Raw genomic sequence first — 18,964 nt, forward strand, 5'->3', positions numbered from 1 at the left:
ACCGGGACTCCGCGTGGCGGCGGACCGCCCGGCAGCGGTGTCCTGGGTGCCGTCGGACTTCGCGGAGCCCTGCGACGGGCCCGCCTGGCCGGGCACACCGGGACGCCGGGGCACGGCGGAACGCCCGGCCCCCTGCCCCGCGGAGCCCTCACCCGCGCCGGACCGGCCCGGCGCCTGCGGCTTCCCCGACTGCTGCGGCACACCGGAGCCCCGGGACCCGCCGGAACGCCCGGCGGCCCCCCGGTCCCCGACGCCGCCGCCGGACGCCTCGGGCCTCCCCGACTGCTGGGGCACACCGGGGCGCTGCGCGCCCTCGGCACTCTCGGCTCCGGGCTTCCGGGACCCCTCACCCTTGCCCGGCGCCTGCGGAGGCACACCGGGACGCCGGGCGCCCTCGGACGTCCCGGATCCCTGCGGCCCCACCGGCCGCTGCGGCAGGCCGGAACCCCGGGACCCGGCGGAACGCTCCGCTCCCGGCCCCCCGGAACCCTCGCCCTTGCCGGACTGCTCGGGCACGCCGGGGCGCTGCGGGCCCCCGGTCGCCGGCTGCCGGGGACCCTCGGCCTCGCCGGGCGCCCGCGGAGGCACGCCGGGGCGCCGGGAGCCGGTCGCGGGGCCCTCGGCGGGCTCGGGTTTCCTGGGCTCGCGTGACTGACCGGCCGGCTGGGAGGGCAGGCCGCCCTGGGGCTTGCCGGGTGTCCCGGCGCCGTCGCTCCCCTCGCCCGTGCGGCCGTTCCGGCCCAGTTGGGCGGCCAGGGCCGCGCGGCGGGCCCGGGCGGCCTGGTCCATGCCGGCGCCCGGCGAGGGCTGACCGCCGGCGGCGGGGCCGGCCTGGTTCCCCTGGCCGCCGGGAGCCGAGCCGTCCCGGCCCCGGTCCTGGCCGGAACCGGCTCCGGTCCGCTCCGGCTCCGCCCTGCCCGGGCGGTCTGCGTCCCGTCCCTGTTCCTGCTTGCTGCCCCGGTCCCGGTCTTCGCCGTCCCCGGGCCGGGTGTTCCCGGTGGCACCGCCGCCGGCCTCACCGGGTCGGGCGGGCCCTGCAGCCGGCCTCGGTCCCGGCGCCCCGCCCTTGTTCGGCTGCTGCGGCTGCGGCTCGTCGCTCATGTCGTGCACGGACTCCTGTTTCGCGTCGTACGTCTGCCGTACGCCTCGTACGCCTCTGCGGCCCCCAGTTTGAAGACTCTCGCACCTGGCGATCCGTTCCCGGATTCCGGCACGCTTCCGGCACGAAAATGCGTGGCCGGCCGCCGGGCCTCCGGACTAGGCTCCTGCGCTTCGGTGTCGAGCGGTCCGGGGAGGTTGACTGGCGTGGGCGCGGGACGGTTGTACGCGGCCGTCGCGTCGGGGGGATTCAGACGGTACGCGACGTATAGGGCGGCCACCGCGGCAGGGGTGTTCACGAACACGGTCTTCGGACTGATCCTCGTCTACACCTATCTGGCGCTGTGGGACGCGAAGCCGCACCTCGGGGGCTATGACCAGGCGCAGGCCGTCACGTTCGTCTGGCTGGGGCAGGCCCTGTACGCGACGCTGGCGATCCAGGGGGGCGGCTTCGAGACCGAGTTCATGGAACGCATCCGTACGGGTGAGGTCGCGATCGACCTGTACCGGCCGGCGGACCTGCAGATGTGGTGGCTGTCGAACGACCTGGGCCGGGCGCTGTTCCAGCTCCTCGGGCGCGGGGTGGTCCCGTTCGCCTTCGGGGCGCTGGTCTTCCCGACGGCGCTCCCGCACGAGGCGGGCACCTGGCTGGCGTTCCTGGTCTCCGTGGCGCTCGCGATGGTCGTCAGCTTCGGGATCCGCTACCTGGTGGCGCTGACCGGCTTCTGGCTGATGGACGGCACGGGGGCGCTGCAGGCGCTGATGGTCACCGGCATCTTCTGCTCGGGGATGACGCTGCCGCTCAACGCCTTCCCCGGGACGCTCGGCGAGGTCGTGCGGGCGCTGCCGTGGGCCGCGCAGGTCCAGGTGCCGGCGGACGTGCTGATGGGTACGGCCGATCCGCTGCCCTCCTTCGTCTTCCAGGCGGTGTGGGCGGTGGTGCTGCTGGCGGCGGGGCGGCTGGTGCAGAGGGCGGCGGCCCGGCGGGTGGTGGTCCAGGGTGGTTGAGTACGACACGGTGCGCGGGCGCGACACGGCGGGTGGGGCCAACCCGCTGGCCGAGGGACTGCGCGCCTACCGGCTGATCGCCGGGATGTGGGTCCGTTCGACGCTGACCTACCGGTTGTCCTTCGCGCTGACCGCGTTCGGCGGACTGGTGGTGACCGGCCTCGACTTCGTGACGATCGTGCTGATGTTCTCGCGGGTGGACGTCCTCGGCGGTTACTCGCTGCCCGAAGTGGCGTTCCTGTACGGGCTGTCGGCGACGTCCTTCGGCATCGCGGACCTGGCGATGGGTTCGGCGGCCCGGCTGGGCACCCGGGTGCGCGACGGCACGCTGGACACCCTGCTGGTGCGGCCCGCGCCGGTGCTGGCGCAGGTCGCCGCCGACCGGTTCGCGCTGCGGCGGGTCGGCCGGATCAGCCAGGGGGCGCTGGTGCTGGGTTACGCGCTGGTGGCGTCGGACGTCGCCTGGACGCCGGTCAAGGCGCTGATGGTGCCGGGGATGGTGGTCTGCGGCGGGGTGATCTTCTGCGCGGTGTTCGTGGTGGGCGCGGCCTTCCAGTTCGTGGCGCAGGACGCGTCCGAGGTGCAGAGCGCGTTCACGTACGGCGGCCAGACGCTGCTGCAGTACCCGCCGACGGTGTTCGGCAAGGACCTGGTGCGCGGGGTGACCTTCATCTTCCCGCTGGCCTTCGTCAACTGGGTGCCGGCCGCCTACGTGCTGGGCAAGCCGTATCCGCTGGACGGGCTGGCGGAGTGGGCGGCGTTCGCGCCGCCGCTGGTGGCGGTGGTGTGCTGCGCCGCGGCCGGGCTGGCGTGGCGGGCGGGCCTTCGGTCCTATCGGAGTACAGGGAGTTAGCGGTGGACGCGTTCATCGAGGTGGACCGGGTCGAGAAGGTCTTCGACGTGCGGCGCAAGACCGGGTTCATGAGGCGGGAGCGGCGGCAGGTGCGGGCGGTGGACTCCATCTCGTTCACCGTGGCGCGCGGCGAGATGGTCGGTTACATCGGTCCGAACGGGGCCGGGAAGTCGACGACGATCAAGATGCTGACCGGGATCCTCACACCGAGCGGCGGCCGGCTGCGGGTGGCGGGGATCGATCCGTCGCGCGAGCGGACCCGGCTGGCGCACCGGATCGGTGTGGTGTTCGGACAGCGGACGACGCTGTGGTGGGACCTGCCGCTGATCGACTCCTACCGGCTGGCGCACCGCATGTACCGGATCCCGGACGCCCGTTACCGGGAGAACCTGGACCGGTGTGTCGAACTGCTGGAGCTGGGCGATCTGCTGGACGTGCCGGTGCGGCAGTTGTCGCTCGGGCAGCGGATGCGCGGGGACATCGCCGCGGCCCTTCTGCACGATCCGGAGGTGCTGTACCTGGACGAGCCGACGATCGGCCTGGACGTGGTGTCGAAGGCCAAGGTGCGGGGCTTCCTGAAGGAGCTGAACGCCGGAAGCGGGACGACGGTGCTGCTGACGACGCACGATCTGCAGGACATCGAGCAGTTGTGCTCGCGGGTGATGGTGATCGACCACGGGCGGCTGATGTACGACGGCGCCCTGGCCGGGCTGCACGAGGCCGGGGAGGGCGAGCGGACGCTGGTGGTGGACCTGGAGCGGGAGTTGCCGCCGATCGAGGCGCCGTCGTGCCGGGTGGTGCGGGTGGCTGGGCCGCGGCAGTGGCTGGCGTTCCCGGCGGGGCAGTCGGCGGCGCCGCTGGTGGCGCACATCGCGGCCGAGTACCCGCTGGTGGACCTGTCGGTGCGGGAGCCGGACATCGAGGCGGTCATCGCGAAGATGTACGCCGAGAAGGCGGTCTCGTAGGCTTCTGCCATGACCGACGACGCAGTCCCGGACCTCCGGGCGTCCGACGCCGACCGTGAACGGGTCGCCGAGGTCCTGCGCGACGCCCTCGCCGAAGGGCGCCTGGACATGGGGGAGTTCGAGGAGCGGCTGGAGGCGACGTACAAGGCGCGCACGTACGGCGAGCTGACGCCGATCACCCGTGATCTGCCGGCCGGCGTCGCCGCGGCGCCCGCCGCGGTCTCCTTCACCAAGGCGCCCGCCGAGCAGGACGGCTGGGCGGGCCGGATCGTCGGGGGCGAGGGTTCCTCGGCGGGCGGGTTCGCGGTGCTGTCGGGGTTCGAGCGCAAGGGCCGCTGGACGATGCCGAAGCGGTTCAACTGTTTCGCCTTCATGGGCGGCGGCGAGATCGATCTGCGGGAGGCGTACTTCGCGGACCGCGAGGTGGAGATCAACTGCGTGGCGGTCATGGGCGGGGTGCAGGTGATCGTGCCGCCGGGGGTCGAGGTCGTGGTGCGGGGCATCGGCGTGATGGGCGGCTTCGAGCACCCGCGGGACGACGGTCCGCCGGAGCCGGGCGCGCCGCGGGTGGTCGTCAGCGGCTTCGCCTTCTGGGGCGGGGTGGGCGTCGAGCGCAAGGTGACGCGGGCAGAGCGGCAGCGGCTGAAGGAGCAGCGCCGGCAGGAGCGGCTGGAGCGCAAGGAGGCCCGGCACGAGCTGCACCGGGCCCGGCGCGAGGACCGGCGGCCGGTACTAGGGCCTGTCTGACGATTCGCGTCGGGTCAGCCCGCGGCGTCCGGTGCCGTGCGTCGCAAGGCGGAGGGTCGCCCTCGCACCGGATGTACCTGGGCGTACCCGACGACGCGGCGAGGTGCGGTGCCAGGCGTCGCGGGCCCGGCGGGAATCGTCGGACAGGCCCTGGCCGCGGCGCCCAGGTGCCTTCCGCCCCGGGCGGGGGGTAGGGCGTGCAGGGCCGGGGTGAGGCGCGCCCCCGAACCCGGGCTCTCCCCACCTAGGAGGTGCACACCTTGGTCAGCTCGCCGGCGGCGTCCGTGACGGGGCTGACGTCGGGTGTGCGGTCGCCGTCGGCGATGGCGGTGCGGACGTTGCCGACGGCTTCGGAGAGGTCGTCGACGGCCTTGTTGACGTCGGCGTCGTCCGTCTTGTCGCCGATCCTGCGGAGGTTCTTCTCGATGGAGTCGAGGGAGGCGTCGGCCTGAGTGGGGTCGTCGCCGGCGTTCTCCACGGCCTGCTGGAGGTCGGTGACGCTGTCGGCGATGGAGTCGGCGGTCTGTACGCAGTCCAGGGCCTTGTTCACGGCGTCGCAGCCGGTGGTGAGGCCGGCGGTGAGCGCGGCGGTCGCTACGGCGGCGACGGCGGTGAGCCGGCCTCGGCGTCGGCTGGCGGCCATGGTGGTGTGTCCCTCCCCTGGTGCGGCTGGCCGGGCGCACGGTGCTGAGCCGTGCGCCCGTACCCATACGGACGTCGGGGAGGGTGCGGGGGTTGCCCTCGCGGGACGGGCTCTTTGGCGGTCCCTTTACTTTGCGAGGGTGGCGGCCAGCGCCGCCCGCTGGGCCGCGGCGAGTTCGTCGCAGCCGTTGACGGCGAGGTCGAGCAGGGCGTCGAGTTCCTGGCGGGCGAAGGGCTGGGCCTCGGCGGTGCCCTGGACCTCGACGAAGCGGCCGTCGCCGGTGCAGACGACGTTCATGTCGGTCTCGGCGCGCACGTCCTCCTCGTAGCAGAGGTCGAGGAGGGGCACGCCGCCGACGATGCCGACGGAGACGGCGCTGACGGTGCCGGTGAGCGGCTGCCGGCCGGCCTTGATCAGTTTGCGGCCCTGGGCCCAGGCGACGGCGTCGGCCAGGGCGACGTAGGCGCCGGTGATGGCGGCGGTGCGGGTGCCGCCGTCGGCCTGGAGGACGTCGCAGTCGAGGACGATGGTGTTCTCGCCGAGGGCCTTGTAGTCGATGACGGCGCGCAGGGAGCGGCCGATGAGCCGGGAGATCTCGTGGGTGCGGCCGCCGATCCTGCCCTTGACGGACTCGCGGTCGCCGCGGGTGTTGGTGGCGCGGGGCAGCATGGCGTACTCAGCGGTGACCCAGCCCTCGCCGCTGCCCTTGCGCCAGCGCGGGACTCCTTCGGTGACGGAAGCGGTGCAGAAGACCTTGGTGTCGCCGAAGGAGACGAGGACGGAGCCCTCGGCGTGCTTGCTCCAGCCGCGTTCGATGGTGACCGGGCGGAGCTGTTCGGGGGTGCGGCCGTCGATTCGAGACATGCGCACGAGCCTATCCGCACGCGCGGAAGGGGCCCCTCCCGCGTCGGGAAGTGCCCCTTCCAGGTGAACCGGGAGGCTCACATCATGTCTTCGATCTCCGCGGCGATCGGGTCGGCGTCGGTGCCGATGACGACCTGGATGGCGGTGCCCATCTTCACGACTCCGTGGGCGCCGGCGGCCTTCAGGGCGGTGTCGTCGACGAGCGAGGGGTCGGCGACCTCGGTGCGGAGCCGGGTGATGCAGCCCTCGATCTCCTCGATGTTGTCGATGCCGCCGAGGCCGGCGACGATCTTCTCAGCCTTGCTGGCCATGTTGCTTCTCCCTGATCCGAACCGCTTTGTCGCAGTAACCCACAGTTGGCCCATCTTCGCGAGCGGTCGTGCGGTACGTGCCCAATGATGGCGATCACCACAGCGGAACCGTCCGCCGACTGGTCTACACCACCGGAGGGACGGTAGCCAAACCGGCTTGTGCGCCGAAGGGTTCGGCCGCCGGGCCGGAGTGCGAGGCCGAGCGGTTCAGGGAGGACCCCGATGAGCGGCGACAGCGCCGAGAGCACCGCCCGTCCCGCGCGCGTACGGCTGCAGCGGGTGTACCAGGGCCTGCAGAAGATGGGCCGCAGCCTGCAGCTGCCGATCGCGGTGCTGCCGGCCGCGGGCATCCTGATCGGGCTGGCCCAGCCGGGCGTGGTCGGTGCGGGGGGCCTCGGCTGGACCACGGTCTCCAAGGTGATGCTGGGCGCGGGCGGCGCGCTGCTCGACGGCTCGCTGGGGCTGCCGCTGCTGTTCTGCGTGGGCGTGGCGATCGGCATGGCCAAGAAGGCGGACGGCTCGACGGCGCTCGCGGCGGTGGCGGGGTTCCTCGTCTACTACGGGGTGCTGCACGAGTTCCCGCAGGACTGCCCGGCCGGCTCCAAGGCGGTCGAGCACGTCGGCTGCCAGGTGGCGGACGGGACGGTGACGGCCTTCACCTTCCAGAACCCGGGCGTCTTCGGCGGCATCGTGATGGGTCTGCTGGCCGCCTTCTTCTGGGCCCGCTTCCACCGCACCCGGCTGGTGGACTGGCTGGGCTTCTTCAACGGCCGCCGGCTCGTGCCGATCATCACGTCGTTCGTCGCCATCCTCTTCGCGGGTCTGTGCCTGTGGGTCTGGCCGCCGGTCGGCGGCGGCCTGGAGAGCTTCGGCCAGTGGCTGCGCGACGCGGGGTCCTGGGGCGCGGGGCTGTTCGGCGTGGCCAACCGGGCGCTGCTGGTGATCGGGCTGCACCAGTTCCTGAACGTGCCGCTGTGGTTCCAGTTCGGCAGCTACACCACGCCGGACGGCACGGTGGTGCACGGCGACATCAACATGTTCCTGTCCGGCGACCCGGACGCGGGGCAATTCACCTCGGGGTTCTTCCCCATCATGATGTTCGCGCTGCCGGCGGCGGCGCTGGCGATCACGCACTGCGCCCGGCCGGAGCGGCGCAAGGAGGTCGGCGGACTGATGCTGTCGGTGGCGCTGACGTCGTTCGTGACGGGCATCACCGAGCCGCTCGAGTACTCCTTCCTCTTCGTCGCGCCCGCGCTGTACGCGGTGCACGCGGCGCTGACGGGGGTCTCGATGGCGGTGACATGGGCGCTCGGCGTGCACGACGGCTTCGCCTTCTCGGCCGGTCTGATCGACTACGTCATCAACTGGCACCTGGCGACGAAGCCGTGGCTGGTCATCCCGATCGGCCTGTGCTTCGCGGCGGTGTACTACGCGGTCTTCCGCTTCGCGATCACCAGGTTCGACCTGCGCACACCGGGGCGGGAGCGGGCGGAGGAGGTGGAGGACGTCACCAAGGCGTAGACGCCCTGGAGGGGCACTGCGAGTAGCGCGGCGGTGACGGGAATCGCGGGTTCCTCACACCGCCTTCATCGTGCTACAACAGGTCTACACCACTGGGTGGTGTAGACCAGAGACGCCGCCGTCCTCCCTCCCCCACGCACGGGCGGCGCCATGCCCACATGGAGGAAGTTGTGACCACGGCCAGCGCCGCTCCCGCGGCCGAGAAGAAGAAGGGCGCCGGCACGATGGCTGTGCTGCAGCGCATCGGCCGCAGCCTCATGCTGCCGGTGGCGGTGCTGCCGGCCGCCGCCCTCCTGGTGCGCCTCGGCAACACCGACATGCTGGGACGGCCGTCGTTCCCGACGTTCCTCACCAAGATAGCGGGCTTCATGGCCGCCGGCGGGAACGCGATCCTCGACAACATGGCGCTGCTGTTCGCCGTGGGCATCGCCATCGGCTTCGCCAAGAAGTCGGACGGCTCGACCGCGCTCGCGGCGGTCGTGGGCTACCTGGTCTTCAAGAACGTGCTGGGCACGTTCACCGACAAGAACCTGCCGAAGGTGGCGACCGCCGTCGACGGCAAGGTCGTCATGGTGGACGCGCCGGTGGACGCCAAGGTGCTCGGCGGTGTGGTCATGGGCATCGTCGTGGCCCTGATCTACCAGCGCTTCTACCGCACCAAGCTGCCCGACTGGGCGGGCTTCTTCGGCGGCCGGCGCCTGGTCCCGATCCTGTCGGCGTTCGCCGGCCTGATCCTCGGCATCGTGTTCGGCTACATCTGGCCGGTCCTCGGCACGGGTCTGCACAACTTCGGTGAGTGGCTGGTGGGGTCGGGCGCGGTCGGCGCCGGCATCTTCGGTGTGGCCAACCGCGCGCTGATCCCGATCGGCATGCACCACCTGCTCAACTCGTTCCCCTGGTTCCAGGCGGGCGACTACCACGGCAAGAGCGGCGACATCGCCCGCTTCCTGGCCGGCGACCCGTCCGCCGGGCAGTTCATGACCGGCTTCTTCCCGATCATGATGTTCGGCCTCCCGGCGGCCTGCCTGGCGATCGTGCACTGCGCCCGTCCCGAGCGCCGCAAGGTGGTCGGCGGCATGATGTTCTCGATCGCGTTGACCTCGTTCGTGACCGGTGTGACCGAGCCCATCGAGTTCACCTTCATGTTCATCGCGCCGGTCCTGTACGGCATCCACGCGGTCCTCACCGGCGTATCGCTGGCGCTGACCTGGGCGCTGGGCATGAAGGACGGGTTCGGGTTCTCGGCGGGCGTGGTCGACTTCGGGCTGAACCTGGGCATCGCGACCAACCCCTGGGGCCTGGTGCTGGTCGGCCTGTGCTTCGCGGCCGTCTACTACGCGGTCTTCCGCTTCGCGATCATCAGGTTCAACCTGCCGACGCCGGGCCGCGAGTCCGACGAGGAGCTGGCGGAGCTGCAGAAGGCCGAGGCCAAGTAGCCTCCCCCGCACGGCGAAGGCCCCCGGAGCCGATCGGCTCCGGGGGCCTTCGCCGTCGTCTGCCGGCGCGTCAGATCTCGTACGTCGCCGCGGGCGCCGCCAGGTCCACCCGGCCGGTGAAGACCTCGCGGGCGTGGGTCAGGTTGAGCTGGGGGTCGGTCCACGGCGGGATGTGGGTGAGGACCAGGTGGCGGGCGTTCGCGCGGGCCGCCGTCTCGCCTGCCTCCCGGCCGTTGAGGTGCAGGTCCGGGATGTCTTCCTTGCCGTGCGTGAACGCGGCCTCGCACAGGAACAGGTCGGCGTCCCGGGCCAGCTCGTCCAGCGTCCCGGTGACGCCGGTGTCGCCGGAGTACGTCAGGACCTTCCCGCCGTGCTCGATCCGGATGCCGTACGCCTCCACGGGGTGCCGCACCCGCTCGGTGTGCACGGTGAACGGGCCGATCTCGAACGTCGAGGGCTTCACCGTGTGGAAGTCGAAGACCTCGCTCATGGAGGAGGCCGAGGGGGTGTCGGCGTAGGCCGTGGTCAGGCGGTGTTCGGTGCCCTCGGGGCCGTAGACCGGCATCGGGGCGCAGCGGCCGCCGTCGAAGCGGTAGTAGCGCGCGACGAAGTAGGCGCACATGTCGATGCAGTGGTCGACGTGCAGGTGGCTCAGGAAGATCGCGTCGAGGTCGTAGAGACCGCAGTGGCGCTGCAGCTCGCCGAGGGCGCCGTTGCCCATGTCGAGGAGCAGCCGGAAGCCGTCGGCCTCGACGAGGTAGCTCGAACAGGCCGATTCCGCGGACGGGAACGACCCCGAGCAGCCGAGGACGGTGAGCTTCATGAAGCAGAAACCTCCGTTGGCGGAAGGCGGCGGACGGGGAGCCGGCGAAAGGGGCCGGAGGCAGGGCAGACGGGGGTCGTACGGTCCGTCGAGCGTAAGGCGCGAAAGCGCGGGTCGCTCCTCCGCCAGGGGCCGTTGTGGGCGAACTCACCTGTGCTGTCACCGGTTCGGCTGGACCCAGGGGCGCATAAGAACGGAAGAGGGCGCGCAATGCCGGACGCGCGCCGGTAACGTCGTCCTCATGGACACGTCCTGGTGGCTGGCGCTCGCGGCGGTGGTGCTGCTCGCGTTGGTCGCCACGCTCGTCGACGGCTGGGGGCGGGGCCGGCGGCCCGGCGGGCGCAGGCTGCGGCCGCCCGGACGCCCCGGGGTCCGGGACCGGTCCCGGACGCGCCCGCTCCCCGGCGACATCTGGTGGGCGAACGTGCCCTACGAGGACCGTGCGGAGTCCAAGGACCGCCCCTGCCTGGTGCTGGCGGTGCGCGGCAACCGGGCCACCGTCGCGAAGATCACCAGCAAGTACCACGACGAGCGCGCCGGGGTGATCCCGCTGCCGCCCGGCGCGGTCGGCGACGCGCACGGGCGGCCCAGCTTCCTGGAGACCGACGAGCTGCGGGAGGTGCCGGTGGGGGACTTCCGGCGCCGGGTGGGCGTGGTCGACCCGGTGCTGTGGGACCAGGTGCGCCACCTCGCGGGCTGAGCCCCGGACGGCTACCGGCGGACCGTCACCGTGACCTTCCACTCCTGGACGCCCTCGCAGGAGACCTGGCCGGCGGCGGTGGGCTCGGGGCACATCGGCCGGGAGGACGTCAGTTCCGCGGTGCCGGCGGCCGCGGCGCGGTAGGCGGCGGTGGCGTCGCCCGGCTGGATGACGAAGCCGGAGTTGATCGCCTCCAGGGCGGTGCCGCTCGCCGCCACCGGCTTCCAGGGGCGGTCCTTGCTGCCGTCGAGGGTGAGCCGCAGCTCGCCGCCCTTGGTCAGGCAGAGGGTGCGGCCGTCGTCGGCGGCGGTCAGCTCGGCGTGGGATACGCATCCGCCGGCGGGCGGTGTGCCGGTCGCCGACGGTGACACTCTGCCGCTGCCGCCCCCGGTGTCGTCACCGCCGTCCCCGCCGCTCTGCGAGCCGCAGCCCGCGAGGAGCAGGGCGGCTGCCGCGAGGGCGAGGGTCGTCGTTCGACGCATGGGGTCCGCCTTTCGTCCGTGGCCGGCCGTCCGGCCGCTGGTACGGATGTGACGTACCACCGGCGCGGACGGATCCCGCGTGCGGAGGGCGGAATTCCCCTCGGGTGGGGAGACCTATGCCCAGAGCTGGCCGTGCAGCGTCTCGATGGCCTCTTCGGTGGTGGCGGCGGTGTAGACGCCGGTGGAGAGGTACTTCCAGCCGCCGTCGGCCACGACGAAGACGATGTCGGCGCTCTCGCCCGCCTTGACGGCCTTCCTGCCGACGCCGATCGCCGCGTGCAGGGCGGCCCCGGTGGAGACGCCCGCGAAGATGCCCTCCTGCTGGAGGAGTTCGCGGGTGCGGGTGACCGCGTCGGCCGAGCCGACCGAGAAGCGGGTGGTGAGGACGGAGGCGTCGTACAGCTCGGGGACGAAGCCCTCGTCGAGGTTGCGCAGGCCGTACACCAGGTCGTCGTAGCGCGGCTCGGCGGCGACGATCTTCACGTCCGGCTTGTGCTCGCGCAGGTAGCGGCCGACGCCCATGAGGGTGCCGGTGGTGCCGAGGCCGGCGACGAAGTGGGTGACGGAGGGCAGGTCGGCGAGGATCTCCGGGCCGGTCGTGGCGTAGTGGGCGCCCGCGTTGTCCGGGTTGCCGTACTGGTAGAGCATCACCCAGTCGGGGTGCTCGGCGGAGAGTTCCTTGGCGACGCGCACGGCGGTGTTGGAGCCGCCGGCGGCCGGGGAGGAGATGATCTCGGCGCCCCACATGCCGAGCAGGTCCCGGCGCTCCTGCGAGGTGTTCTCCGGCATCACGCACACCATGCGGTAGCCCTTGAGCTTGGCGGCCATGGCGAGGGAGATGCCCGTGTTGCCCGAGGTGGGCTCCAGGATGGTGCAGCCCGGGGTCAGCCGACCGTCCTTCTCCGCCTGCTCGATCATGTGCAGGGCCGGGCGGTCCTTGACCGAGCCGGTGGGGTTGCGGTCCTCCAGCTTGGCCCAGATGCGGACGTCGTCGGACGGCGACAGCCGCGGCAGGCGCACCAGAGGGGTGTTGCCCACCGCGGCCAGCGGGGAGTCGTAACGCATCGGGGATCAGGCCATGCCACCGGCGACGGCCGGCAGGATGGTCACACTGTCGCCGTCGGCCAGCTTGGTGGAGATGCCGTCGAGGAAGCGGACGTCCTCGTCGTTCAGGTAGACGTTGACGAAGCGGCGGAGCTGCTCGCCGTCCACGATGCGGGCCTGGATGCCCGGGTGCCGGGACTCGAGGTCGGCGAAGAGCTCGGCGAGGGTGTCCCCGGTGCCCTCCACCGCCTTCTGGCCGTCGGTGTACGTGCGGAGGATGGTCGGGATGCGGACCTCGATGGCCATGGCGTCAGGGCTCCTGTCGGAATGAGTCAGGTCGGTGGGCGCGACAGCGCGGGCGTCTCGCGTACGCGGAGAGGGGCGCCGCCGGCTCACGGCCGTACGGCGGCAGGGGCGTGCGTCAACAGATGGCGCTTGCGAGCCTGCACAGGTCGACGTGCAGCCGCGCCACGAGCAGCGTGCCCGGCGTCTTGTCGCTCACGTCTCGGTCAACCATGAGGTCATCGTATCGATTCCCGCCCCCGCACCCGGAGTGCCGTCCCACACTTCGGATGGCCGTCGGCCACTGGCTGAGACCGCCGAGATCAGCGGGCTCGCCGGCGCGCAGGTCAGTACGCCTGCACGACCTTGACCTCCTCCTCCGTGACCTCGCCGTCGAGGATGCGGAAGGAGCGGAACTGGAAGTCGCCGAGGCCGTCGGCGTCGGCGGTGGAGACCAGGACGTAGTGGGCGCCGGGCTCGTTGGCGTAGCCGATGTCGGTGCGGGAGGGGTAGGCCTCGGTCGCGGTGTGGGAGTGGTAGATGATCACCGGCTCCTCGTCGCGGTCGTCCATCTCCCGGTAGAGCTTGAGCAGGTCCTGCGAGTCGAACTCGTAGAAGGTGGGCGAGCGGGCCGCGTTCAGCATCGGGATGAAGCGCTCGGGGCGGCCGGCGCCCACCGGGCCCGCGACGACGCCGCACGCCTCGTCCGGGTGGTCCTCGCGCGCGTGGGCGACGATCTGGTCGTGGAGGGCCTGGGTGATGGTCAGCATGGGGGCCAGGATAGGCGGACGGGCCGCCCCGTACCGAGGTCCGGTACGGGGCGGCCCACATGGTGGACGCCCTGAGCGGTGGCGGCCGGGACTGCCACGAGTACTCCCGGCTGCCGGACGTCCTGGGGGAAGGTTTCTCCTCGGCGGTCAGCCGACCTTCTCGTACGCCCGCTCGTCGCGGTCCGCGATCTGCGGGGCGCGCGACTTCAGGACCATCCAGCCGATGCCGAGCGCGACCGCCCAGGCCGCCATCACGTAGAGGCAGACCCGGGAGTCGGCGTCGTACGCGATCAGGCCGGTGACGAAGAGCAGGAACGCGATGGCGATGTAGGAGCACACCGCGCCGCCCGGCGCCGGGAAGGAGGAGGCGGGCAGCCGGCCCGCGTCGACCGCGCGGCGGTAGAGGACGTGGCTGACCAGGATCATCAGCCAGGTCCAGATGCCGGCCGCGGTGGCGACGGAGGTGACGTAGCCGAAGGCCTTCTCCGGGACGACGTAGTTCAGGACCACGCCGATGCCCATGAACAGCACCGAGACGGTGATGCCGAGCGCCGGGGTCTTGCTGGCCGACAGCTTCGCGAAGGCCCGCGGGGCCTCGCCGTTGTCGGCCAGGGTGCGCAGCATGCGGCCGGTGGAGTACATGCCCGAGTTGCAGGAGGACAGGGCCGCGGTGAGCACCACGAAGTTGACGATGCCCGCGCCGGCCGGGATGCCGATGACCGCGAACGCCTTCACGAAGGGACTGACGCCCTCGGCGAACTCGGTCCACTTGACCACGCAGAGGATGACGGTCAGGGCGCCGACGTAGAACAGGGCGATGCGCCAGGGCAGGGTGTTGATCGCCTTCGGCAGGGTCTTCTCGGGGTTCTCGGACTCGCCCGCGGTGACGCCGACCAGCTCGACGGCGAGGTAGGCGAACATCACGCCCTGCAGGGTCATCAGCGAGGAGCCGACGCCCTTGGGGAAGAAGCCGTCGAACTGCCAGAGGTTCGCCACGTGCGCGGTGTCGCCGGCGGCGCTGAAGCCGAAGGTGAGCACGCCGAGGCCGATCACGATCATGCCGATCAGGGCGGTGACCTTGACCATGGAGAACCAGAACTCGATCTCGCCGAACAGCTTGACCGAGATCAGGTTGGCCACGAACAGGACGACGAGGAAGACCAGGGCCGTGACCCACTGCGGGACGGCCGGGAACCAGTAGTTGACGTAGATGGCGGCGGCCGTCAGCTCGGCCATGCCGGTGACCACCCACATCAGCCAGTACGTCCAGCCGGTGAAGAAGCCGAAGAACGGGCCGAGGAACTCACGGGAGTACTCGGCGAAGGAGCCGGAGACGGGACGGTAGAGCAGCAGCTCGCCCAGGGCCCGCATGATGAAGAAGATGATCGCGCCCGCGAGCGCGTACATGAGGATGAGGCTGGGGCCGGCCTTGGCGATGTTCGCCCCGGCGCCCAGGAACAGCCCAACGCCGATGGCGCCGCCGATGGCGATCATCTGGACCTGACGGCTGCCGAGCCCGCGCTCGTACCCCTCTTCGGGGGCTTCTGTGACCCTCTCGGAGGCCATGTTTGGTGCGCCTTTCTCCATGCCGACCCGGGCCTTTCGTCGGCCTCGGATCGGGTTTCGATCCCCCCGGATGATGGAGCTGGGCGGGGTTTCGGGAGCCCGCCCGTGCCTGGCCGGCGGTTGCCGGCTCGGTGGCGCACCCGGCCGGACATGGGTGGTGTCGGCCGGGCGGTCGTGAAGATTTATCACGGCCGCAATATCGAGCACAGGGGCGGGTTGTGACGCACCACACAGGGAGAAGCGGACAAAGAGCGCTCGAACGCGTTAAAACCGGCCACCGAGGTGACGCGATCGTTATCCGGATTTGAGTGTCCTTTGAGCGAACACGAAATCAGGACGATCAGGGCATCAAGGTCGTCACGAGGGTTTCCTGGAGTCCGCCGAGCCACAGGTAGGCCATCACCATCGGCTTGCGCGGGTCGTCGTCCGGCAGCCCGTAGAGCAGCTCGGTGTCGTCCTCGTCGGTGATCTCCAGCCGGGCGCCGATCGCCAGGCGGAGGTCGTTGAGGGCGCCGAGCCACCAGCGCGACTCGTCCGGGGTGAGCTTGAGGACCGCCCCGCCGGAGTCCGACGCGTTCAGCGCGTCGAGGGTGCGGATGACCGCGAGGGCGTTCTCCCGCTTGCCGGCACGCAGGTCGTTCTCGGTGTAGCGGCGGAACTCGGCGGAGTGCGCCTGCCGCTCCTCCGCCTCGGCCGGGGAGGCGGGCGCCCGCTCCGGGTCGCCGTAGGCGTCGGGGAAGAGCCGCCTGAGGACCGGGTCGGCGGGCGGCTCGCTCGGCCCCTCGGCGAACAGCTCGGCCAGCGGGTCGCCGCCGGCGCCCTCGGCGGGGCCGGGGCCGATGAGCTCGAGGAGCTGCACGGCCAGCGACCGGATGATGGAGATCTCGACGTCGTCGAGCGCGACGGCCGCGCCGCCACCGGGAATCGGTTCGAAGGTTCCGGGCATGGAGGGGATCGCTACTTCCGGTCCTGCTGGAGGGTGGCCCACAGTCCGTAGCCGTGCATCGCCTGCACGTCGCGTTCCATCTCCTCGCGAGTGCCGCTGGAGACGACCGCCCGGCCCTTGTGGTGGACGTCGAGCATGAGCTTGGTGGCCTTGTCCTTCGGGTAGCCGAAGTAGGTCTGGAACACGTAGGTCACATAGCTCATGAGGTTGACCGGGTCGTTGTGCACGATCGTGATCCAGGGGACGTCGGGCTCGGGTACGGCGAAGACCTCCTCCGCCGACTCGGTGCGTTCGATCTCTACGGGCGCGGGTGACGTCACACAGCCCATGCTGCCACGCGGGCCAGTATTCGTCACACTGACGAAATGGGGGTACGATCCTGCCATGAACACAGCGGACCTTGGGCTGCCGGTGGACGTTCCCTCGACGGCGCTCTTCACGGACCAGTACGAGCTGACGATGCTGCAGGCCGCCCTGAAGGCCGGTACGGCCGAGCGGCGCAGCGTCTTCGAGGTCTTCACCCGGAGGCTGCCCCCGGGGCGCCGCTACGGCGTGGTGGCGGGCACCGGACGAGTACTGGACGCGGTCGAGAACTTCCGCTTCGACGAGACCCTCCTCGGCTTCCTGCGGCAGCACGGGATCGTCGACGAGGAGACCCTGAAGTGGCTCGCCGGCTACCGCTTCAGCGGTGACGTGTGGGGTTACCCCGAGGGCGAGGTGTACTTCCCGGGCTCGCCGATCCTGCGGGTCGAGGGCTCCTTCGCCGAGTGCGTGCTGCTGGAGACGGTGATCCTCTCGATCCTCAACCACGACTCGGCGATCGCGGCCGCCGCGTCCCGGATGGCCTCGGCAGCCGGCGACCGGCCGCTGATCGAGATGGGCGCCCGCCGCACCCACGAGCTGGCCGCCGTGGCCGCCTCCCGGGCCGCCTACGTCGGCGGCTTCGCGACCACCTCCGACCTCGCGGCCGGTTTCCGGTACGGCATCCCGACCGTCGGCACCTCGGCGCACGCCTTCACCCTGCTGCACGACCGGGAGCGGGACGCCTTCCAGGCGCAGGTCGACTCCCTCGGCCGGGGCACCACGCTCCTGGTGGACACCTACGACGTCGCCGCGGCCGTCCGCACGGCGGTGGAGGTGGCCGGTCCGGAGCTGGGCGCGGTGCGCATCGACTCCGGGGACCTGCTGCTGGTCGCGCACCGGGTGCGGCAGCAGCTCGACGAGCTGGGCGCGACCGGCACGAAGATCGTCGTCACCTCCGACCTGGACGAGTACGCCATCGCCTCGCTCGCGGCGGCGCCGGTGGACGCGTACGGCGTCGGCACCCAGCTCGTGACCGGCTCCGGGCACCCGACCTGCTCGATGGTCTACAAGCTGGTCGCGCGGGCCGAGTCCGCCGATCCGGCGGCGCCGTTGGTGCCGGTGGCGAAGAAGTCCACCGGGGGCAAGACCTCCGTCGGCGGCCGCAAGTGGGCGGCGCGCCGGCTGGACCGGGACGGGATCGCCGAGGCCGAGGTCGTCGGCACCGGGCCGGTCCCCGCCGAGCTGGCCGGACGGCAGCTCCTGGTGCGGCTGATCGAGGACGGCGAGGTCGTCGCGCGCGAGCCGCTGGACGTGCCGCGCGAGCGGCACATCGCGGCGCGCGGCGCGCTGCCGCTGTCCGCCACGCAGCTCTCCCGGGGCGAGCCCGTGCTCCCGACGGAGTACGTGCAGGGCGGGTCGGGTAGCTAGAAGCAGGACAGACCGTTCGCTTCCCCGCCCGTCGGCCCCCTCCCGCGGGGACCGTGAAGTCTCTAGGCTCAGTTACTCAACCGGACAGTCGAAGGACACCCACCATGCGCCGCGCCTTGATCGTCGTAGACGTGCAGAACGACTTCTGCGAGGGGGGCAGCCTGGCGGTGGCCGGCGGCGCCGACGTGGCCGCCGCCGTCACCGAGCTGATCGGACAGGCGGCGGGCACCGGGTACCGCCATGTGGTGGCCACCCGCGACCACCACATCGCGCCCGGCGGTCACTTCGCCGACGACCCCGACTTCGTCCACTCCTGGCCCGCGCACTGCGTCGCAGGCACCGAGGGGGTCGGCTTCCACCCGAACTTCGCGCCGGCCGTCGCCTCCGGGGCGGTGGACGCGGTCTTCGACAAGGGCGCGTACGCGGCTGCCTACAGCGGCTTCGAGGGCGCCGACGAGAACGGCGTCCCGCTGGCCGAGTGGCTGCGCGCCCGACACATCGACGAGGTGGACGTGGTCGGCATAGCCACCGACCACTGCGTCCGGGCCACCGCGCTGGACGCGGCCCGCGAGGGCTTCCGCACCCAGGTCCTGCTGGACCTGACCGCGGGTGTCGCCCCGCAGACCACGGAGCGGGCCCTGGAGGAGCTGCGTGCGGCCGGGGTGGAACTCACCGGCAAGCCGGTGGTCGGCGGCTAGGCCCGCGGGTTCGGATCACGCCGGGCTCGCGGAGGCGGGCTCAGCCGCGCCGGGCGACGGCGGGGGCGCGCAGCAGGGCGCGGATCGGGTGCCACAGCTCGGTCACCGGGACACCGCCTTCCGGCGCCGTGCGCCATATGAGGCCGTCGGGGTGGTGCAGCACCGCCGTGATCTCGTCCGGGGTCGGCGGGGCGGTGTTGCCGCGCAGGTAGATCGCGCGCAGGCCCAGGTTGCGCAGCCTGGTCAGGGCTCGTGCGCGGTTCTGGGCGTGCACCAGGACGCGCACCCCGGCGGGGCCGCCGGCCGGGCTGGGGCTGGGCAGGTTGAGTGCCACCACCACCGTGCCGTTCGGCAGTTTGCTGAAGCCTCCTGCGGCCATGCGGTCACATCCCCGTTTCGGTCGGTGTCAATAAGCGAGCCACAGGACGCACCTAAACACGATCGGCGGCGACCCGCCAGGGGGTCACCGCCGATAC

At 71.8% G+C, this 18,964-nt stretch carries 22 protein-coding genes; 9 read left to right on the top strand and 13 right to left on the bottom strand.

Annotation, left to right across the window (positions count from 1 at the left end; all coding sequences use genetic code 11):
* The first annotated feature begins 1,305 nt into the window (after nucleotides 1-1,305).
* From ACFQ9Z_RS25260 to ACFQ9Z_RS25275, 4 genes are all read left to right on the top strand, one after another.
* Nucleotides 1,306-2,106, top strand: a complete 801-nt coding sequence (locus ACFQ9Z_RS25260) for an ABC transporter permease (RefSeq protein WP_383022850.1) — start codon at nucleotides 1,306-1,308, stop codon at nucleotides 2,104-2,106.
* A gap of 85 nt (nucleotides 2,107-2,191) precedes the next feature.
* Nucleotides 2,192-2,959 carry an ABC transporter permease gene (locus tag ACFQ9Z_RS25265; RefSeq protein ID WP_383023085.1) on the top strand — a complete coding sequence of 256 codons (768 nt, stop codon included), beginning with the start codon at nucleotides 2,192-2,194 and terminating at the stop codon, nucleotides 2,957-2,959.
* Nucleotides 2,917-3,924, top strand: coding sequence for an ATP-binding cassette domain-containing protein (locus ACFQ9Z_RS25270; RefSeq protein ID WP_383022853.1), 1,008 nt, complete (start codon nucleotides 2,917-2,919; stop codon nucleotides 3,922-3,924). The genes ACFQ9Z_RS25265 and ACFQ9Z_RS25270 overlap by 43 nt, the downstream gene beginning before the upstream one ends.
* Before the next feature lie 9 nt (nucleotides 3,925-3,933).
* Nucleotides 3,934-4,671 (top strand): DUF1707 domain-containing protein, encoded by a 738-nt coding sequence (locus ACFQ9Z_RS25275; protein WP_383022855.1) that lies wholly within the window; start codon nucleotides 3,934-3,936, stop codon nucleotides 4,669-4,671.
* Between the two features lie 244 nt (nucleotides 4,672-4,915).
* Here the strand turns inward: ACFQ9Z_RS25275 and ACFQ9Z_RS25280 are convergent, their stop codons facing one another.
* The 3 genes from ACFQ9Z_RS25280 to ACFQ9Z_RS25290 form a co-directional block, all read right to left on the bottom strand.
* Nucleotides 4,916-5,314, bottom strand: coding sequence for a hypothetical protein (locus ACFQ9Z_RS25280; protein ID WP_383022857.1), 399 nt, complete (start codon nucleotides 5,312-5,314; stop codon nucleotides 4,916-4,918).
* A 126-nt stretch (nucleotides 5,315-5,440) separates the two neighbouring features.
* Nucleotides 5,441-6,178 (bottom strand): ribonuclease PH, encoded by a 738-nt coding sequence (gene rph, locus ACFQ9Z_RS25285; RefSeq protein WP_383022859.1) that lies wholly within the window; start codon nucleotides 6,176-6,178, stop codon nucleotides 5,441-5,443.
* A 77-nt stretch (nucleotides 6,179-6,255) separates the two neighbouring features.
* Nucleotides 6,256-6,489: a glucose PTS transporter subunit EIIB gene (locus tag ACFQ9Z_RS25290; RefSeq protein ID WP_143638465.1), complete on the bottom strand. Its 234-nt coding sequence runs from the start codon at nucleotides 6,487-6,489 to the stop codon at nucleotides 6,256-6,258.
* Between the two features lie 222 nt (nucleotides 6,490-6,711).
* Here ACFQ9Z_RS25290 and ACFQ9Z_RS25295 point away from each other — a divergent pair, with 222 nt between their 5' ends.
* Both ACFQ9Z_RS25295 and ACFQ9Z_RS25300 read left to right on the top strand, forming a co-directional pair.
* Nucleotides 6,712-8,010 (top strand): PTS transporter subunit EIIC, encoded by a 1,299-nt coding sequence (locus tag ACFQ9Z_RS25295; RefSeq protein WP_383022862.1) that lies wholly within the window; start codon nucleotides 6,712-6,714, stop codon nucleotides 8,008-8,010.
* Nucleotides 8,011-8,180: 170 nt separating this feature from the next.
* Nucleotides 8,181-9,446, top strand: coding sequence for a PTS transporter subunit EIIC (locus ACFQ9Z_RS25300; RefSeq protein ID WP_383022865.1), 1,266 nt, complete (start codon nucleotides 8,181-8,183; stop codon nucleotides 9,444-9,446).
* A gap of 70 nt (nucleotides 9,447-9,516) precedes the next feature.
* Here the strand turns inward: ACFQ9Z_RS25300 and ACFQ9Z_RS25305 are convergent, their stop codons facing one another.
* The gene (locus ACFQ9Z_RS25305) at nucleotides 9,517-10,269 is read right to left on the bottom strand and encodes an MBL fold metallo-hydrolase (RefSeq protein ID WP_383022867.1); all 753 of its coding nucleotides are present in this window, start codon (nucleotides 10,267-10,269) and stop codon (nucleotides 9,517-9,519) included.
* Nucleotides 10,270-10,510: 241 nt separating this feature from the next.
* Here ACFQ9Z_RS25305 and ACFQ9Z_RS25310 point away from each other — a divergent pair, with 241 nt between their 5' ends.
* Nucleotides 10,511-10,969, top strand: a complete 459-nt coding sequence (locus ACFQ9Z_RS25310) for a type II toxin-antitoxin system PemK/MazF family toxin (protein WP_383022870.1) — start codon at nucleotides 10,511-10,513, stop codon at nucleotides 10,967-10,969.
* A gap of 11 nt (nucleotides 10,970-10,980) precedes the next feature.
* Here the strand turns inward: ACFQ9Z_RS25310 and ACFQ9Z_RS25315 are convergent, their stop codons facing one another.
* From ACFQ9Z_RS25315 to clpS, 8 genes are all read right to left on the bottom strand, one after another.
* Nucleotides 10,981-11,451, bottom strand: a complete 471-nt coding sequence (locus ACFQ9Z_RS25315; protein ID WP_383022872.1) for a hypothetical protein — start codon at nucleotides 11,449-11,451, stop codon at nucleotides 10,981-10,983.
* Between the two features lie 114 nt (nucleotides 11,452-11,565).
* Complete coding sequence (locus ACFQ9Z_RS25320; protein ID WP_143638453.1) at nucleotides 11,566-12,516, bottom strand: PLP-dependent cysteine synthase family protein; 951 nt, start codon at nucleotides 12,514-12,516, stop codon at nucleotides 11,566-11,568.
* A gap of 6 nt (nucleotides 12,517-12,522) precedes the next feature.
* Nucleotides 12,523-12,801 carry a MoaD/ThiS family protein gene (locus tag ACFQ9Z_RS25325; protein ID WP_143638451.1) on the bottom strand — a complete coding sequence of 93 codons (279 nt, stop codon included), beginning with the start codon at nucleotides 12,799-12,801 and terminating at the stop codon, nucleotides 12,523-12,525.
* 115 nt (nucleotides 12,802-12,916) lie between these two features.
* Entirely contained in the window at nucleotides 12,917-13,012 is a 96-nt protein-coding gene (locus ACFQ9Z_RS25330) for a putative leader peptide (protein ID WP_348652465.1), read from the bottom strand.
* A gap of 112 nt (nucleotides 13,013-13,124) precedes the next feature.
* Entirely contained in the window at nucleotides 13,125-13,547 is a 423-nt protein-coding gene (locus ACFQ9Z_RS25335) for a M67 family metallopeptidase (protein WP_360662228.1), read from the bottom strand.
* Between the two features lie 147 nt (nucleotides 13,548-13,694).
* Complete coding sequence (locus ACFQ9Z_RS25340; RefSeq protein WP_383022878.1) at nucleotides 13,695-15,113, bottom strand: amino acid permease; 1,419 nt, start codon at nucleotides 15,111-15,113, stop codon at nucleotides 13,695-13,697.
* Between the two features lie 340 nt (nucleotides 15,114-15,453).
* Complete coding sequence (locus ACFQ9Z_RS25345) at nucleotides 15,454-16,059, bottom strand: DUF2017 domain-containing protein (protein ID WP_383022880.1); 606 nt, start codon at nucleotides 16,057-16,059, stop codon at nucleotides 15,454-15,456.
* 11 nt (nucleotides 16,060-16,070) lie between these two features.
* The gene (clpS, locus tag ACFQ9Z_RS25350) at nucleotides 16,071-16,388 is read right to left on the bottom strand and encodes an ATP-dependent Clp protease adapter ClpS (RefSeq protein WP_143638443.1); all 318 of its coding nucleotides are present in this window, start codon (nucleotides 16,386-16,388) and stop codon (nucleotides 16,071-16,073) included.
* A 55-nt stretch (nucleotides 16,389-16,443) separates the two neighbouring features.
* On the opposite strand from clpS, the gene ACFQ9Z_RS25355 reads away from it, so the two are divergent.
* Both ACFQ9Z_RS25355 and ACFQ9Z_RS25360 read left to right on the top strand, forming a co-directional pair.
* Nucleotides 16,444-17,790 carry a nicotinate phosphoribosyltransferase gene (locus ACFQ9Z_RS25355; RefSeq protein ID WP_383022882.1) on the top strand — a complete coding sequence of 449 codons (1,347 nt, stop codon included), beginning with the start codon at nucleotides 16,444-16,446 and terminating at the stop codon, nucleotides 17,788-17,790.
* Nucleotides 17,791-17,894: 104 nt separating this feature from the next.
* A complete protein-coding gene (locus tag ACFQ9Z_RS25360; protein WP_383022885.1) occupies nucleotides 17,895-18,488 on the top strand; it encodes an isochorismatase family protein in 594 nt (197 codons plus the stop codon).
* A gap of 40 nt (nucleotides 18,489-18,528) precedes the next feature.
* On the opposite strand, the gene ACFQ9Z_RS25365 is transcribed toward ACFQ9Z_RS25360, so the two are convergent.
* Complete coding sequence (locus ACFQ9Z_RS25365) at nucleotides 18,529-18,867, bottom strand: hypothetical protein (protein ID WP_383022887.1); 339 nt, start codon at nucleotides 18,865-18,867, stop codon at nucleotides 18,529-18,531.
* Nucleotides 18,868-18,964: the final 97 nt, after the last annotated feature.

Origin of the sequence: Streptomyces sp. NPDC056580, from assembly GCF_042793175.1 — a bacterium.
Taxonomy (GTDB): Bacteria; Actinomycetota; Actinomycetes; order Streptomycetales; family Streptomycetaceae; genus Streptomyces.